We start from the raw sequence: 15,985 nt of genomic DNA, 5'->3' as shown, positions 1-15,985 counted from the left end.
TTTGCAGAAAATACAACCTTTTGTTGACTCTTTTCTGAATTTTATACGCTCAAATATTGGCCTATTCGGCTTCCTCTATCCAAGCCATTTGAATGGCCTCAAGGATGCGCTCACCGCAGCGCTTTGGGTCGTCATCAAAGTCCTCAAGACCCATGACCATCTTTTGTAAATCCACAAAGTTAACCGTTTTGGGGTCAACATCTGGGTGCTTTTCATAAAGCTCGATGGCTATGTCTAAACTATCTATCCATTTCATAGGAATGCTCTCTTCAAAACTTGCCTGTAAAAACCAGCCTCTAATGACGCTCTGAAACCTGATTAATGGTGTACTTTGGAATTTCAACCGTCAAGTCTTCATCATCCACCACAGCCTGACAGCTTAAACGCGATTCAGGCTCTAATCCCCAGGCCTTATCCAGCATGTCATCTTCCAGCTCATCACTTTCTTCAAGTGAATCAAAGCCTTCACGAACAACGACGTGGCAAGTAGTACATGCGCAGGACATTTCGCAGGCATGCTCAATTTCAATATCATTACGCAAGGCAACATCCAGTATCGTTTCGCCCTTCTCTGCTTCGAAAACGGCTCCTTCTGGACATAACTCTTCATGCGGTAAGAAAATTACTTTAGGCATTATAAACCCTTATATTTCATCAATTTCATGGCCAACCAGAGCTTTTGCGATACTCGCATCCATCCGCCGGCTAGCAAACTCTTCGGTACTCTTATCTACGACTTTAATTGCTTCTTCAATGGCTTCGATATCGCCATTCTCAATGATATAGGCCAACTGCTTCAACGCTTCCTCAATAGCATGGCGCTCATCTTTGGAGAGCAACTCGTCGCCATTTTCAGCTAAAGCGGCTTCAACAGCCTCAATCACACGTTTACCTTCTACCTGCTGCTCACGCAACATACGCGCTTTCATATCTTCTTCGGCATGGCTCACTGACGATTGCAGCATTGAGGTGATCTGTTCATCATTAAGGCCATAAGAAGGCTTTACAGCAATATCCGATTTTACACCGGTTATAGTCTCTTCGGCAGTCACTTTGAGCAATCCATCAGCATCAACCTGATAAGTCACCTTAATCCGTGCTGCTCCTGCGACCATCGGCGGAATACCACGCAATTCAAAGCGGGCCAATGAACGACAATCTTCCACCAGCTCTCGCTCTCCCTGAACCACGTGTATGGCCATAGCCGTTTGACCATCTTTATAGGTAGTAAATTCCTGAGCTCGAGCAATTGGAATTGGCGTATTCCTTGGGATAATCTTTTCAGCAAGGCCACCCATAGTCTCAACACCCAGCGAAAGAGGAATAACGTCGAGTAACAACATGTCCTCATCGCTTTTGTTACCAATAAGAACATCAGCCTGAATAGCAGCGCCAATGGCGACCACTTTATCCGGATCAATATCGGTCAATGGCTTTTTACCAAAATAGTCTTCAACCTTTTGGCGAACCAATGGTACGCGAGTTGAGCCGCCCACCATGACAATATCTTGCACTTCAGAAGCTTTAAGACCAGCGTCTTTCAGTGTCCGACGACATGCCGCTAAAGTTTTATCCACAATGGGCTCAATTAAGGACTCCATCAAAGCGCGATCCATTGAACCTTTCCAGTGCATAAAGTTAATTTCAACGCTTTCTTTACTGGTTAATGCTTCTTTGACTTCACGCGCTTTAATCATGGCCATCTGATAGGCGCTACGATCACCTTTATCAATGTTAGCCTGCGCAACAAGATAACCTGCAATCGCTCTGTCAAAATCGTCGCCTCCAAGTGCGCTATCGCCACCAGTGGCCATAACTTCAAAGACGCCTTTTTCCAGACGCAGAATTGAAATATCAAAGGTTCCACCACCCAGATCATAAATGGCGTGAATACCTTCACTGCCTGTATCAAGCCCATATGCTAGAGCCGCGGCTGTCGGTTCACTGATTAAACGTAAAACTTTAACGCCCGCAATTTGCGCAGCATCTTTGGTTGCCTGACGCTGTGCTTCATCGAAATATGCAGGTACGGTAATAACAACACCACCAAGCTCATCACCAAGCGAGTCTTCGGCGCGTTTTACTAAAGCCTTTAAAATTTCACTGGAAACTTCAACAGGATTTTTAATGCCGTTCTCGGTTTCGACCGCTGGCATGCCTGTACCTGATGCAGTCAACTGGTTGGCACTGAATTCTTTAATCTTTTGCACGTCCTTGAGGCCTCGCCCCATCAAACGCTTAACTGAACTAATGGTGTTTTTAGCATCAGAACATACAAACAATTTCGCAGACTTTCCCACCGACACAGTGCCATCTTTTGCGTAATGAACTATCGAAGGTAAAATGTGGTCGCCTTCTAAGTCAGGTAAAGTCTCAGCTTTGCCACTGCGTACCGTGGCTATAAGCGAGTTAGTTGTGCCCAGGTCAATCCCCGCTGCCAGTCTATGCTGATGTGGGTCTGTACTTTTGCCGGGTTCTGAAATTTGAAGTAACGCCATAAATAATACTTACTGTTTGAGGTTTTTAGCTTAAAAGCTTGTCTTCAGCGAGTTCTATGTCAGACAAGGTCTTATGCAAGAATTGTAGCTTATAAATAGCTTTTTGAAGCTCATCTGTATCCAGGGGCTCCTGCGAAAACAGCTCAGACATTTGCTTTTCCTGAGCAACTTCTAACTCATCAATTTTATCAGCAAACTGGTTGAGCTTGCCGATATCATTGCTGGATGATATTTCCTCCAGTTCCTCACGTAACTCTAATTGCTGCATTAAGAACTCGGGATCATTAACGGTATGCTCTTTTGAAGTATCAATACCTGTTTTAAGCTGCAATAAATATTGCGCACGCTTAACGGGATTTTTAAGTACGGCAAATGCATCATTCAACTGAGTGGTTTTTTGCATCGAAAGCATCTGCTGTTGAGAGCCAGAACTTGCAAACCTATCGGGATGGACGCTATTAAGAAGCGTTCTTAATTTTGCAGATAGTTTTGGTACATCTATAGAAAAATTCGGCTCAAGGCCGAATAGTTCAAAATAGTTCTGCTGTGCTTTAGTCATAATCGGAGTCTAGGTTCAGAGTATTACTGTTAGTTGACCAAATTGAGAGTTAGACGTAATTACTTTGTTTAAAATAGTTATACGGTAAAGGACTCACCACAACCACACTCACCTTTTACATTGGGGTTCACAAACTCAAAGCCTTCATTCAGACCTTCTTTCTTAAACTCCAATCGAGTACCATCCAGATAAAGTTTACTCTTAGGATCAACAATCACCTTAACGCCCTTATCTTCGAAAACGACATCATCTTCTTCGAGCTCATCAACAAACTCCAAGACATAAGCTAATCCAGAGCAACCTGTGGTTTTAACACCAAGCCGAATGCCAAGTCCTTTGCCACGATTAGCCATAAAACTTTTCACGCGATCTGCAGCTGCATCTGATAAGGTGATTGCCATATTAAATCCTAATCTACTTACTGGTTTTACTGTTAAACTCTCAATTACTGACCGTGCTTATCTTTGTAGTCTTTCACAGCAGCTTTAATGGCGTCTTCCGCCAATACCGAGCAGTGAATTTTTACTGGAGGTAGAGCCAACTCTTCAGCAATCTGCGTATTTTTAATAGATTGTGCTTCATCGATTGTTTTACCTTTAACCCACTCAGTGATTAAAGAACTGGAAGCAATCGCAGAACCACAACCATAAGTTTTGAATTTAGCGTCTTCAATAACGCCCTGCTCATTCACTTTAATTTGCAGCTTCATTACGTCGCCGCACGCAGGCGCACCGACCATACCTGTACCAACGCTGTTGTCAGTCTTTTCGAAAGAGCCAACGTTGCGTGGATTTTCATAATGATCAATTACTTTTTCGCTATAAGCCATAGTAGTATCTCCTACAATTGTTTAGTGGGCCTGCCACTCAACTTTAGACAAGTCCACACCCTCTTTGTACATTTCCCAAAGAGGTGATAATTCACGTAAACGACCGATTGAGCTTTGAATTTTCTCAATGGCGTAATCAACTTCTTCCTCGGTGGTAAAACGTCCGATAGTGAAACGAATCGAGCTGTGCGCCAATTCATCGTCACGACCTAATGCACGTAATACATACGAAGGTTCCAGGCTGGCTGATGTACAGGCGGAACCTGATGAAACAGCGAGGTCTTTAAGCGCCATAATTAATGACTCACCTTCAACAAAGTTAAAGCTGATGTTGATGATGCCTGCAACACGCTTTTCTGGATGGCCGTTAAGATACACTTCTTCCATATTCTGGACGCCATTCCATAAACGCTCACGCAGACGAATAATGCGCTCATTGTCGCTAGCCATATCTTCTTTTGCGATACGTGCCGCTTCGCCCATGCCAACGATTTGGTGTGTTGGTAAGGTACCAGAACGCATACCGCGCTCATGACCGCCACCGTGCATTTGTGCTTCTAAGCGAACACGCGGCTTACGACGCACATATAAAACACCAATCCCTTTCGGACCATACATTTTGTGGCCTGAAATGGATAATAAATCGACTTTAGTTTTCTCAACATCGATTGGTAACTTGCCCGCGCTTTGCGCTGCATCGACGTGGAAAATAATTTTACGCTCACGACACATCTCACCAATAGCATCAATGTCCTGTACCACGCCAGTTTCGTTGTTGACGTGCATAACACTGACTAAAATCGTGTCATCGCGCATAGCGTTTTCAAGCGCCTTAAGATCCAACAGGCCATCTTCCTGAACGTCCATATAAGTTACTTCGTAACCTTCGCGCTCAAGCTGGCGAGTCGTATCAAGGACAGCTTTATGTTCAGTTTTTACGGTAATAATGTGTTTGCCTTTTTTACCATAAAAATGCGCAGCACCCTTAATTGCCAGGTTGTCAGACTCGGTTGCACCGGAAGTCCAGACAATCTCACGAGGGTCTGCGTTAATCAATTCAGCTACTTGTTGACGGGCAATATCTACCGCCTCTTCCGCTTCCCAACCAAATTTATGAGAACGAGAAGCCGGGTTACCAAAGATACCGTCAACACCCATGTATTGAACCATCTTCTCGGCAACACGCGGATCGACAGGCGTAGTTGCTGCGTAATCAAGATAGATGGGTAATTTCATGCTTTTCTCCGCTGTTTCGTTTGCCTATTAACTGCAACTTTCTAGATGCAGTTGATAAATCGTTAACTAAATAAAATAACGTCTTCTTCACGAAAACGTTGGTTCTGACGCTCTGCAATTTTCTTAACAAAACGTCTTTGAATCACTTGCTCCAGAGTAATACCACTCAGGAACTGATAAATCTGATCGCTTAACTCGCTCCATAGCTGGTGCGACAAGCAAAGGTCGCCATCTTGACAACCGCCCTTACCGTTACACTTAGTAGCACTCAGTGGTTCATTAACAGCCAGCACAACTTCAGCAATCGAAATCTGGCTGGGTGGCCGCTTAAGCTCGTAGCCGCCGCCGGGACCGCGCACACTTTCAACCAGACTTGCTTTTCTAAGTCTGGAAAACAGCTGCTCCAGATAAGACAGAGAAATATCCTGCCTACTCGAGACTTCCGCCAATGTGATGGGGCCATTTCCGCTGTGTAAAGCCAAATCAAGCATGGCAGTTACAGCATATCGACCTTTAGTACTGAGTTTCATAAGTTCATCCCGTAAGTTACCCGCTCATGATCCCATACCTGACTAATTTAGTCAACTTTGATGATTAGGGTAACTATTGGCAGAACTGCTTTAACTTATTGATTTTAAAATAACTAATCATAACAGCATGGATCCATTATAAATTTTCATGATCAATATCAAGCAGATACCTAAATGAATTAGTAGGATATTTAACGATTAGCTGGTTTTATTGGAATCAGCATCACCTTCGTCCGCTTCAGCAACAGCTTCACTGGCTTTGTCGTTCGAATTTTGCTTACCATTTGAGTCCAGAATGGCCTTACAGTCGATATCTGGCAGGTCAAACTCGTTGAGATCAAAACCTTTTGATTTCAGCGCACAGCAGATGGCGTGCAACTGTGCTTCCATAGCATTAGCATGTGAATACATGCTACGAATAGCCTGGGTCAGAGGATCCTGCTGATCAGCGCTAATACCATAGGCTTCGAAAATTTCATCACCGTCATGTTTCGAGCGAGAGGCCTCTCGCGCAGGAATGCCGATAACTGTCGTGTCTTCTGGAACGTCTTTGACAACAACTGCATTGGAGCCGACTCTGGCGTTTTTATGCAAGGTTATCGGCCCGAGCACTTTTGCTCCGGCACCAATCACTACACCGTCTTCTAATGTCGGATGACGCTTTCCAGCTTTCCAGCTGGTGCCGCCCAGGGTAACGCCATGATACAGAGTGCAGTCATCACCAATTTCAGCAGTTTCGCCAATCACCACGCCCATGCCATGATCGATGAAGAAACGACGACCAATTTTTGCGCCCGGATGGATTTCAACACCGGTCACCCAGCGAGCAAAAGTAGAAATGGTACGCGCCAGCCATTTCCAGTTTGCATTCCAGAGTTTATGAGCCAGGCGGTGATACCAGATGGCATGCAGACCAGGGTAGTTGGTCAAGATTTCAAAGTTGTTACGCGCCGCTGGGTCGCGGTGATAAACACTTTTGATATCTTCTTTGATGCGTTTAAACATACTACTGGCCTTTTATCTGACGCTTAATGTACTTATCCATCGAAGATAAAAATCCTCTGAGGATATTCACCTCACCTTTATTGAGGTGAGCTTTGGCTAAAACTCTTCGTATTCTAGCAGGTAATAATTTGGGTTGCTCGGGGTTGTAGAATTCCGTTTGCTTCATGGTCGATTCCAAATGGTTATATAAACCATTCACTTCCTCGAAACTCGCCAACTGTTCGCTTTCCTTGTCTAAATCATCTGCCGGGGCGTCACTATAACCCTGCTCGGTGTTAACATTCTGTGAAGACTCTATTTTACTGGCCAAACGAACTTCATAGGCTATCAACTGCACAGCTGCCGCCAGATTTAAAGACATATATTCCGGGTTGGCAGGAATATTAACGTGGTAATGGCAGAGCTGTAATTCCTCATTCAAAAGCCCGGTACTTTCACGACCAAAAACAATCGCCACTGGTCTCGCATCGGTTTGCTGGCGAATGATCTCGCCCATCTCTCGCGGCTCAATCAATGGCCAGGGTAAAGCGCGATTTCGAGAGCTGGTGCCAATAATTAATCGACAATCTGCCAAAGCTTCTTCAATGGTATCAACCACCACAGCACTATCGAGCACGTCCAGAGCACCGGACGAACGAACCGAAGCTTCATGCGATGGATACTCTTTGGGATTTACCAGCACCAGATATGTTAAACCCATGGTTTTCATAGCTCGTGCTGCTGCGCCAATATTGCCCGGGTGGCTGGTTTGGCAGAGCACAACTTTAACATTGCCGAGCAGTTGTGAATCAAACTCAGGTTCTTGGGATAGGGAGTTGCTCATAACGTATTGAAGAGAAGCATAAAAAGTAAAGCGATATGATAACAAAGCACAATCGAAACCCCTATTTATAATGATAAATATTTTACCCAGAATAAATATTTGGTATGATGCGCGCGATTTTGGCCTTTTTGCCAGTAGTTCTTTGACAGTGGTGGTATCAATATGAATGCGTACAAAACAATTGCCGTGCGCGCGGCTAACCGTGCGGGTGACTTTATTGCAAAAGCATTTGCGAATCGTGATCGTATCATTTCGCAAAACAAAGGTCCTAATGACTTTGTCAGCAACATCGACGAGCAGGCCGAGTATTTAATCATTGATACCATTAAAAAAAGCTTTCCCGATCACGCAATCTTCGCCGAAGAAAGTGGTCACCAGGGGAAGAGCGATACTGTCTGGGTCATCGATCCTATTGATGGCACAACTAACTTCCTTCGTGGTATCCCCCACTTCTGTGTTTCTATTGCGGTTCGCCAGAAAGGTAAAACCGTTGCTGCTGTTGTTTACGATCCGCTTCAGGACGAAATGTTCAGCGCTGCAAATGGTTCTGGTGCCCAGCTTAACAATACACGCCTACGCGTCAGCAGTGTTAAGAAACTTGAAGGTGCAGTGTTAGCAACTGGCTTTCCGTTCCGTGATGGCCAGGACTTAGACAAATACCTTGAATACTTCCATACGCTATACCCGCACTGCATTGATATGCGTCGCGCAGGTTCTGCCGCATTGGATCTGGCATATGTAGCCGCAGGTCGTCTTGATGGTTTCTGGGAGTTTGGTCTGAGCGACTGGGACACTGCAGCTGGTGCTTTAATCGTTAAAGAAGCTGGCGGCATGGTCAGTGACATCAAAGGTAACCAGTACACAGGAGATTCAGCGAGCATTCTGGCCGCTAATCCAGGCGTCTTTAAGCATTTCTTGCAGACGGTCAAGAATATCTAATTCACAGCAAAGTTCACTCTTTTTCAGAATTCACTAGAGAACGACAGGTCAATTATTATACAATTGGTCTGTCCTCTTACCAGGTTCACACAAAAGCACAAAGGTACTTATTGATATGAATACTCTGTTTAATGCTCTTTGGGAAGATTATATCGCAATCACTCCTGACGCATTGGCAATTCACAATAAATTCAAAGAGTTGGGTGAAGAAGTTATCACCAACGATCACATAGCGTTGAGAACCTTTAATGACGGTTTAATCAGCCTTAAACACATTGGCGAACATCTTAAGCAATTCGGTTATCAGGAAGCTGGTGAATACCATTTTGAAGAAAAGAAACTCTATGCCAAGCACTTTGCTCATGAAAGCGACAAAGATGCTCCCAAGATCTTTGTCAGCGAATTATTGCTGGAAGAGTTTTCTCCAGAGCTGCAAATGTTCTGCCGCGGCTTAATTGCCGAAGCCAACTGGAATATCGCTAAGCATGGTTTGCAGCTACCGAGCCGCCCATGGGGAAAAATTTCCCGCACCGCTTATGAGAAATTGCTTGAAGAAAGTGAGTATGCGGCCTGGCTCGCAGCATTTGGCTTACGCGCAAATCACTTTACAGTTTCAATCAACCATCTTACAAAATTGGGAACTATTGAAGATGTAAACGAGTATCTCAAGCAACAGAACTTTGAACTCAACACCAGTGGCGGCGAAATCAAAGGCAACGAAGAAGTCTGCCTAAAGCAAAGCTCGACCATGGCCAATATTGTCGACTGGAAATTTGAAGACGGCACTTACCCTATCCGTTCATGCTTCTATGAATTTGCAGAGCGCTTTGCCATGAGCAATGGAGAACTTTATCAAGGATTCGTCGCTGCAAGCGCTGATAAAATATTTGAGTCAACAAACGCAGCAGCTTAGTTCTTCGCGCTAATAGGCACGCATAAAAAAACCGCCGTTTGGCGGTTTTTTTATGATTTCAGCTTTTATTTACAGTGACTCGATCAATTCTGGAATCACTTTAAATAAGTCAGCTACCAATCCATAGTCAGCGACCTGGAAGATTGGAGCCTCTTCATCTTTGTTAATAGCAACAATCACTTTGGAATCTTTCATACCTGCCAGATGCTGGATGGCACCAGAAATACCAACAGCGATATAAAGTTCTGGAGCAACAATTTTACCAGTTTGACCAACCTGATAATCATTTGGCACAAAACCTGCATCTACTGCTGCACGCGATGCGCCAACTGCTGCGCCTAATTTATCAGCTAATTGCTCAAGCATGGCGAAGTTTTCACCGCTACCCATACCACGACCACCTGAAACGATGACTTTGGCAGAGGTTAACTCAGGGCGCTCAGACTCAGTCAATTCTTCACCGACATAATCAACTAAAGCACCGTGCTCTGTGGTGCCAATTGACTCAACAGAAGCTGAACCGCCTTCATGCGACAAAGCGTCAAATGCTGTTGCACGCACAGTGATGACTTTTTTGTTATCGTTACTTTTTACAGTAGCGATTGCATTACCGGCATACACTGGACGTTTGAAAGTATCATCACCTTCTATCGCAATAATGTCCGAAATTTGTTGAACATCCAGTAGTGCAGCGATACGAGGAGCAATGTTTTTACCGAAAGTCGTTGCTGGCGCAAGAATATGAGTAAAGTTCTCCGCTTGCTCAACAACCAATTTGTCCAAGTCTTCTGCTAGCAAGTGTGCATAATGCTCAGCTTCTGCCAAAAGAACTTTATCGACGCCTTCTGCTTTCGCTGCTTCATCAGCTACTGACTGGCAATTATGACCTGCTACTAAAACTACAGTTTCGCCTGAAAGTTGTTTTGCGGCAGCGATGGTATTAAAAGTAGCAGCCTGCAATTGGCTGTTATTGTGTTCTGCAATGATTAAAGTGGCCATTAGATCACCTTCGCTTCATTTTTTAATTTATCAACCAACTCAGCAACAGTTTCAACTTTGATACCTTCTTTGCGTGCTGGTGGGTTTTCCACTTTTAGTGTCTCTGTGCGTGGTGCCACATCAACACCAAGGTCAGCAATCGCAAGCTCATCAAGCGGCTTACGTTTTGCTTTCATAATATTTGGAAGAGAGGCAAAGCGTGGCTCATTCAAGCGTAAGTCGGTTGTGATAATCGCTGGCATTTTGACCGACAAGGTTTGCAGACCACCATCAATCTCACGAGTTACCTGAGCTTTACCATCAGCAACTTCAACTTTTGAAGCAAAGGTACCCTGCCCCCAGCCAAGTAATGCACCAAGCATCTGGCCAGTTTGGTTGTTATCACCATCAATTGACTGTTTACCAAGAAGCACCATTTCTGGCTGCTCTTTTTCAACAACTGTCTTCAGGACTTTAGCAACCGCTAATGGCTCAAGCTCATCTTCAGACTTAACCAAAATAGCGCGATCAGCACCTAGAGCTAGAGCTGTACGTAAGCTTTCCTGGCACTGCTGGGTGCCAATTGAAACTGCAATCACTTCGCTAGCTACGCCCTTTTCTTTCAGGCGTACAGCTTCTTCGACAGCAATCTCACAGAATGGATTCATGGACATTTTTACATTGGCAGTTTCAACGCCAGTGTTGTCCGCCTTAACACGAACCTTAACATTCGCATCAATAACACGTTTTATTGCAACGAGAATTTTCATGAAAACCCTATCTATGTATAATTTCGCCAGATATAGACGACTGGAGCGCCTATCTTTAGTAAAATAGGCCGCAATGGTGACGTTTTAAGGCCTTAAGGTCAATAGTAAACGGTCAATTTGAGCCAATTTTGAACAGATTTTAACCGTTTTTGAGTAAAAAAACAGATAAGGGGAGAATTAAGTGGAACGTGAATTTATGGAGTTTGATGTCGTAATCGTTGGTGCCGGCCCTGCGGGTCTATCAGCCGCGATTCGTCTTCGCCAGCTGGCAGCAGACAATGACCAGGATTTGATGGTCTGTGTGGTTGAAAAAGGCTCCGAAGTCGGTGCACATATCCTGTCTGGGGCTGTCTTTGAACCGACAGCTCTCAACGAACTCATTCCTGACTGGCAGGAAAAAAACGCTCCCCTGTTGACCAAGGTGTCAGAAGATAATATCTACCTCTTTAGAGGTCAGGACAAATCCATCAAAATCCCAAACTTCTTTGCCCCTAAAACCATGCACAATAACGGTAACTATATTGTCAGCCTTGGCAATGTTTGCCGCTGGCTAGCCGAGCAGGCCGAAGCCCTGGGCGTTGAGATTTTTCCAGGGTTCGCTGCATCTGAAGTGCTTTATCATGAGGATGGTTCAGTTAAAGGTATTGCCACTGGAGATATGGGCATTGGGCGCGATGGCGAAAAGAAAGACAGTTATATGCCGGGCATGGAGCTACATGCAAAGTACACATTATTCGCAGAAGGCTGTCGTGGCCATCTTGGCAAAGAACTGATTGCCAAATACAAGCTTGATGAAGGCAAAGACCCTCAGCATTACGGCATTGGCATCAAGGAGTTGTGGAAAGTTCCAGCCGAACAGCATAAACAGGGATTGGTAGTGCATACCGCGGGCTGGCCTTTAAAGGAGTCAGGTTCTGCCGGTGGTGGTTTCATGTACCATATTGAAGACAATCAAGTAGTTGTTGGATTGATTACCGACTTGTCTTACTCCAATCCACACGTTAGTCCCTTTGATGAATTCCAACGCTACAAGCACCAGTCGGTTATCAAGCAATATCTTGAAGGTGGCGAGCGAATTTCTTATGGTGCACGCGCGATTACAAAGGGCGGTTTGCAGTCGCAGCCTAAAATGTCATTCCCAGGAGGCCTGTTGATTGGTGATGATGCCGGTACCTTAAATTTCGCCAAGATTAAAGGCTCTCATACCGCCATGAAGTCAGGTATGATTGCCGCAGAAACGGTGATGGCCGCCATTACCAATGAACGAGCTAATGACGATCTGACTGAATACGCCGAAAATTATAAGAGCTCATGGGCATGGAAAGAGCTACATACCCAACGTAACTTTGGCCCAGCACAGCATAAGTGGGGTAACCTGTTAGGCTCTGCTTACGCATTCATTGATCTCAATATTTTTAATGGCAAACTACCTTGGACTTTCCGTGATCCTGAGCCAGATTTTGCCCAGTTGAAACAGGCTTCTGAGTGCAAGAAAATTAATTATCCAAAACCAGATGGCAAGTTATCATTTGATAAGCTGTCGTCAGTATTCGTGTCCAACACCAATCACGAAGAAGATCAACCGGTGCATCTACAGCTAAAAGATCCTTCCATCCCAATTGAGGTTAACCTTGAGAAATATGACGAGCCGGCCCAGCGTTACTGTCCTGCCGGAGTTTACGAAGTGGTTCGTGATGATGACGGCAACAATCCAAAGTTTGTGATCAATGCACAGAACTGCGTGCACTGTAAAACTTGTGATATCAAGGATCCAAGCCAAAATATCAACTGGGTGACACCAGAAGGAACTGGCGGTCCAAACTATCCAAACATGTAATTTGGTATCGGGCACAAAAAAAGCGGCTATTTGCCGCTTTTTTTATCTTTAATGTCTAATGACTTCCTACTTTTCCCTTCTTAATGCAAAGAGACCAAGTAAAACAAGCATCAGTAATGGAACACTGCCACCGCCGGACTTTGGCTCATCCTCTGATTCACAGGTTTCAACTGCGCCACCAGTAGGGTCTAATCTAAATGCTCTTACTTCTCCATCCTTCACGCCAAAGCCAACAATCTGACCTGCATTATTGATGTCAGTGGCTTCAGTTAATTTCCACCCACTATCGCAAGGAATCAGCTCATTAAGATTCTTCATCTCATTCTCTTCGTATATGAATGCAGCATGCTCCTCCAGTGTAGGAACCGAAACTAAAGCACGACCTACAATTTGACCATTATCATTGATAGCTCTTGCTCTGGAATCTGTAAAGTCATTACGAAAGAACCCAAGGAATGTTAACTCACCGGAGCCACTTTGTGCATCATAATAAAAAGCTTCCTGGTTATTCCTACTACCAGAAATATAAATGCTTCCCACAACTTCATCATGAATATTAATATCGTGGGCAAAAGTAGCTCTATCGTCTTTTGTAGGTAGTTCAATAATATTATTGTTATCAGTAGTATCTACGATGAAAGACTGGATCGTGTATTGTTCTGTATCTGGAATTTTAGCATCAGAAAAGCCAATGGCTTTACCGGTTTCATTAATGGCCGTTAGGTAGGATGCTCTTGTAGCTTCATCAGCTAGAGACGGAACCATAAAATAAGACTGGTCATTATTATTGTAGATAAAGCCTCTATCTACAGGGTTGTTATCATCTTCTGGGTCAACATCAAAACGACCGTGCCCAATAACAATCCCGTTATCGTTAATATCGTAAGCACGTGTGCCTGATAGATTTTCTTTTTCGACTAACTTATTAACAGAGCCATCGAATATTACTGCAAAGTTACTCTCTGCAACAAGAGTAGTGCCATCTTCTTGTTCTATTTCTGTTAACACATTGGCAAATCCAACCGCAACACCGGACGAATTAATTCCTAGAGCCTCACTCAAGTCCCCGTCTGGTAAAACACCTAAATCTTCATTTGCTCCATCCTGGAATTTAGTAGCATGAGAATAAAACTCCCTATCACCATCTTCATCAATCAGTGGACCATTAGCTGTACCAACAGCAATACCCTGCTCATTGATATCATAAGCAACGCTGTAGCTACCTTCTAAGCCACCTAAATCTACTATGTCATAAGGGGCTGACAATGCTACACCACTAGTTATTGTGAGTAATGACACAAGTAAAGTTTTCTTAAATTGCTGTTGTTTCATTCTGTTTCTCTTATATTGAAGAATTTTGTGTTATCAAAGCGTTGCTTTATCGCTAATGTTATTCAGCGTCAGGTTGCGATTCTGGCTTGGCGTCTTTAAATGCATCCAGAGTTAAACAGTGTTGTTCAATCTCTACCAACCGCGGATAATCCGTTAAATCGACATTAAAGCGTCTGGCATTGTACATTTGGCCAACAATAAAGGCATCTGCTAATGTCAGTTGCTCGCCAAAAGCAAATGGTCCCTGCTCGCTGTAACTGTGCAATTCTTTCTCAATTGCTCTAAAGCCCTCATGGATCCAGTGGGCGTACCATTTATCTTTGTCCTCATCACTGACTTTAAGTTCACCTTTCAAATACTTAAGTACTCTTAAGTTGTCGATAGGATGAATGTCACAGGCAATGACCTGACAAAGGCTTCTGACTTTGGCTTTGAGAAAAGGTTCATCCGGAAGCAGCTTGGGACCATCGTAAACTTCATCCAGATACTCACAGATAGCCATCGACTGGCTTAGAAGCTTGCCATTGTCATCTAACAGGGGAACAAGCCCTTGTGGGTTTCGCTCGCGGTATTCGGGTTTATGCTGCTCACCACCATCTTTCACTAAATGAACAGGTATCATTTGATAAGACAGGCGCTTTACATTTAATGCAATGCGGACTCGATAAGCTGCCGTTGAACGCCAGTAACTATACAATTTCAGCATAAACCCTCTCCTTCAATTAGCCTTCAGGTTGATACTTTTCAACTACCTGATTGATTTGACCAAAGATACTGTCGCCATTAGCGTCAAACATTTCGATGGTCACACGATCACCAAATTGCATGAATGGTGTCGATGGTTTGCCGTCGGCAATAATTTCTAACATGCGAACTTCAGCCAGGCATGATGAACCGGTAGACTGGTCTTTGTTTGAAATAGTACCAGAGCCAACGATTGTGCCGGCGCTTAATGGACGTGTTTTCGCTGCATGGGCTACTAAGGTTGGGAAGTCAAAGACCATATCGACACCACACTCTGGTTTACCAAGAAGCTTGTCGTTGAGGTGAGTGACGAGTGGGAGATAAACCTTCTTGCCATCCCATTTGTCGCCAAGTTCATCTGGAGTTACTGCTACAGGAGAAAACGCTGATGATGGTTTTGACTGAAAGAAACCAAAACCTTTAGCAAGTTCGCCAGGAATCAGATTACGCAACGACACATCATTTACTGTCATCAATAAACGAATTTCTTTTTCCGCTTGCTCAGCGGTAGCACCCATTGGCACGTCGCCTGTAATTACGGCGACTTCCGCTTCCATATCAATACCATACTCTTCGCTGGCCATTCTGATATTTTCACGTGGTCCAAGGAAAGTATCGCTACCACCTTGATACATTAATGGGTCAGTCCAGAATGACTCTGGCATTTCAGCGCCGCGAGCTTTACGAACCAGCTCAACGTGATTCACATATGCACTTCCATCTGCCCATTGATAGGCGCGAGGTAGTGGTGATTCACAGGCTGCCTGATCAAATTCAAAAGCATCAGTTGCCTTGCCTTCGTTAAGATCGGCGTACAACAACTCAAGCTGTGGTTTGAAGTTATCCCAATCATCTAACGCAGCCTGCATGGTTTTTACAAAACTAGGCTTTACAGCACGCGTTAAATCACGACTAACTACGACTAACTGGCCATCTCTTGAGCCATCTTTTAAAGTTGCTAATTTCATTATCTCTTCCTAAATTCTTTCAAA

The 15,985-nt window shown here is 44.2% G+C and carries 18 protein-coding genes; 3 read left to right on the top strand and 15 right to left on the bottom strand.

From position 1 onward, the window contains the following. Positions 1-61 precede the first annotated feature (61 nt). The 10 genes from iscX to HUJ19_RS07320 form a co-directional block, all read right to left on the bottom strand. Positions 62-256: a Fe-S cluster assembly protein IscX gene (gene iscX / locus HUJ19_RS07365; protein WP_290623071.1), complete on the bottom strand. Its 195-nt coding sequence runs from the start codon at positions 254-256 to the stop codon at positions 62-64. 40 nt (positions 257-296) lie between these two features. Continuing rightward, the gene (gene fdx, locus HUJ19_RS07360) at positions 297-635 is read right to left on the bottom strand and encodes an ISC system 2Fe-2S type ferredoxin (protein WP_290623070.1); all 339 of its coding nucleotides are present in this window, start codon (positions 633-635) and stop codon (positions 297-299) included. Between the two features lie 9 nt (positions 636-644). Next, positions 645-2,498 carry a Fe-S protein assembly chaperone HscA gene (gene hscA / locus HUJ19_RS07355; RefSeq protein ID WP_290623069.1) on the bottom strand — a complete coding sequence of 618 codons (1,854 nt, stop codon included), beginning with the start codon at positions 2,496-2,498 and terminating at the stop codon, positions 645-647. A gap of 25 nt (positions 2,499-2,523) precedes the next feature. Next, the gene (gene hscB, locus HUJ19_RS07350) at positions 2,524-3,057 is read right to left on the bottom strand and encodes a Fe-S protein assembly co-chaperone HscB (protein ID WP_290623068.1); all 534 of its coding nucleotides are present in this window, start codon (positions 3,055-3,057) and stop codon (positions 2,524-2,526) included. A gap of 77 nt (positions 3,058-3,134) precedes the next feature. Beyond that, a complete protein-coding gene (gene iscA / locus HUJ19_RS07345) occupies positions 3,135-3,458 on the bottom strand; it encodes an iron-sulfur cluster assembly protein IscA (RefSeq protein ID WP_018624717.1) in 324 nt (107 codons plus the stop codon). Positions 3,459-3,502: 44 nt separating this feature from the next. Further along, positions 3,503-3,886, bottom strand: coding sequence for a Fe-S cluster assembly scaffold IscU (gene iscU / locus HUJ19_RS07340; RefSeq protein WP_290623067.1), 384 nt, complete (start codon positions 3,884-3,886; stop codon positions 3,503-3,505). A gap of 21 nt (positions 3,887-3,907) precedes the next feature. Next, complete coding sequence (locus HUJ19_RS07335) at positions 3,908-5,122, bottom strand: IscS subfamily cysteine desulfurase (protein ID WP_290623066.1); 1,215 nt, start codon at positions 5,120-5,122, stop codon at positions 3,908-3,910. 62 nt (positions 5,123-5,184) lie between these two features. Continuing rightward, positions 5,185-5,652: an Rrf2 family transcriptional regulator gene (locus HUJ19_RS07330; RefSeq protein WP_290623065.1), complete on the bottom strand. Its 468-nt coding sequence runs from the start codon at positions 5,650-5,652 to the stop codon at positions 5,185-5,187. 198 nt (positions 5,653-5,850) lie between these two features. After that, positions 5,851-6,657, bottom strand: coding sequence for a serine O-acetyltransferase (gene cysE / locus HUJ19_RS07325; protein ID WP_290623064.1), 807 nt, complete (start codon positions 6,655-6,657; stop codon positions 5,851-5,853). 1 nt (position 6,658) lies between these two features. After that, positions 6,659-7,438 (bottom strand): RNA methyltransferase, encoded by a 780-nt coding sequence (locus tag HUJ19_RS07320; RefSeq protein ID WP_367273983.1) that lies wholly within the window; start codon positions 7,436-7,438, stop codon positions 6,659-6,661. Between the two features lie 204 nt (positions 7,439-7,642). On the opposite strand from HUJ19_RS07320, the gene HUJ19_RS07315 reads away from it, so the two are divergent. Together HUJ19_RS07315 and HUJ19_RS07310 are read left to right on the top strand one after the other, a co-directional pair. Beyond that, positions 7,643-8,419 carry an inositol monophosphatase family protein gene (locus tag HUJ19_RS07315; RefSeq protein ID WP_290623062.1) on the top strand — a complete coding sequence of 259 codons (777 nt, stop codon included), beginning with the start codon at positions 7,643-7,645 and terminating at the stop codon, positions 8,417-8,419. Positions 8,420-8,534: 115 nt separating this feature from the next. Beyond that, on the top strand, positions 8,535-9,332 hold the full coding sequence (locus tag HUJ19_RS07310) for a DUF1338 domain-containing protein (RefSeq protein WP_290623061.1): 798 nt from the start codon (positions 8,535-8,537) through the stop codon (positions 9,330-9,332). A 69-nt stretch (positions 9,333-9,401) separates the two neighbouring features. Here HUJ19_RS07310 and HUJ19_RS07305 read toward each other — a convergent pair whose 3' ends face one another. Together HUJ19_RS07305 and HUJ19_RS07300 are read right to left on the bottom strand one after the other, a co-directional pair. Then, entirely contained in the window at positions 9,402-10,331 is a 930-nt protein-coding gene (locus HUJ19_RS07305) for an FAD-binding protein (protein ID WP_290623060.1), read from the bottom strand. Beyond that, on the bottom strand, positions 10,331-11,080 hold the full coding sequence (locus HUJ19_RS07300) for an electron transfer flavoprotein subunit beta/FixA family protein (RefSeq protein ID WP_290623059.1): 750 nt from the start codon (positions 11,078-11,080) through the stop codon (positions 10,331-10,333). Before HUJ19_RS07300 ends, HUJ19_RS07305 begins: the two co-directional genes overlap by 1 nt. Positions 11,081-11,261: 181 nt before the next feature. Between HUJ19_RS07300 and HUJ19_RS07295 the strand changes: the two genes are divergently transcribed. After that, complete coding sequence (locus HUJ19_RS07295) at positions 11,262-12,917, top strand: electron transfer flavoprotein-ubiquinone oxidoreductase (RefSeq protein ID WP_367273982.1); 1,656 nt, start codon at positions 11,262-11,264, stop codon at positions 12,915-12,917. Positions 12,918-12,983: 66 nt separating this feature from the next. Here HUJ19_RS07295 and HUJ19_RS07290 read toward each other — a convergent pair whose 3' ends face one another. From HUJ19_RS07290 to HUJ19_RS07280, 3 genes are read right to left on the bottom strand one after another with little or no spacing between them, the layout of a single operon-like run. Continuing rightward, positions 12,984-14,249: a DUF3466 family protein gene (locus HUJ19_RS07290; protein ID WP_290623058.1), complete on the bottom strand. Its 1,266-nt coding sequence runs from the start codon at positions 14,247-14,249 to the stop codon at positions 12,984-12,986. Positions 14,250-14,307: 58 nt separating this feature from the next. Next, the gene (gene maiA, locus HUJ19_RS07285) at positions 14,308-14,955 is read right to left on the bottom strand and encodes a maleylacetoacetate isomerase (protein WP_290623057.1); all 648 of its coding nucleotides are present in this window, start codon (positions 14,953-14,955) and stop codon (positions 14,308-14,310) included. Between the two features lie 16 nt (positions 14,956-14,971). After that, entirely contained in the window at positions 14,972-15,961 is a 990-nt protein-coding gene (locus tag HUJ19_RS07280) for a fumarylacetoacetate hydrolase family protein (RefSeq protein ID WP_290623056.1), read from the bottom strand. Positions 15,962-15,985: the final 24 nt, after the last annotated feature.

The sequence above is a fragment of the Kangiella sp. genome (genome assembly GCF_014762745.1).
In the GTDB taxonomy this organism is placed as follows: domain Bacteria; phylum Pseudomonadota; class Gammaproteobacteria; order Enterobacterales; family Kangiellaceae; genus Kangiella.
Note: the sequence above shows the minus strand (reverse complement) of the source record. Positions and strands in the feature narration are given on the sequence as shown.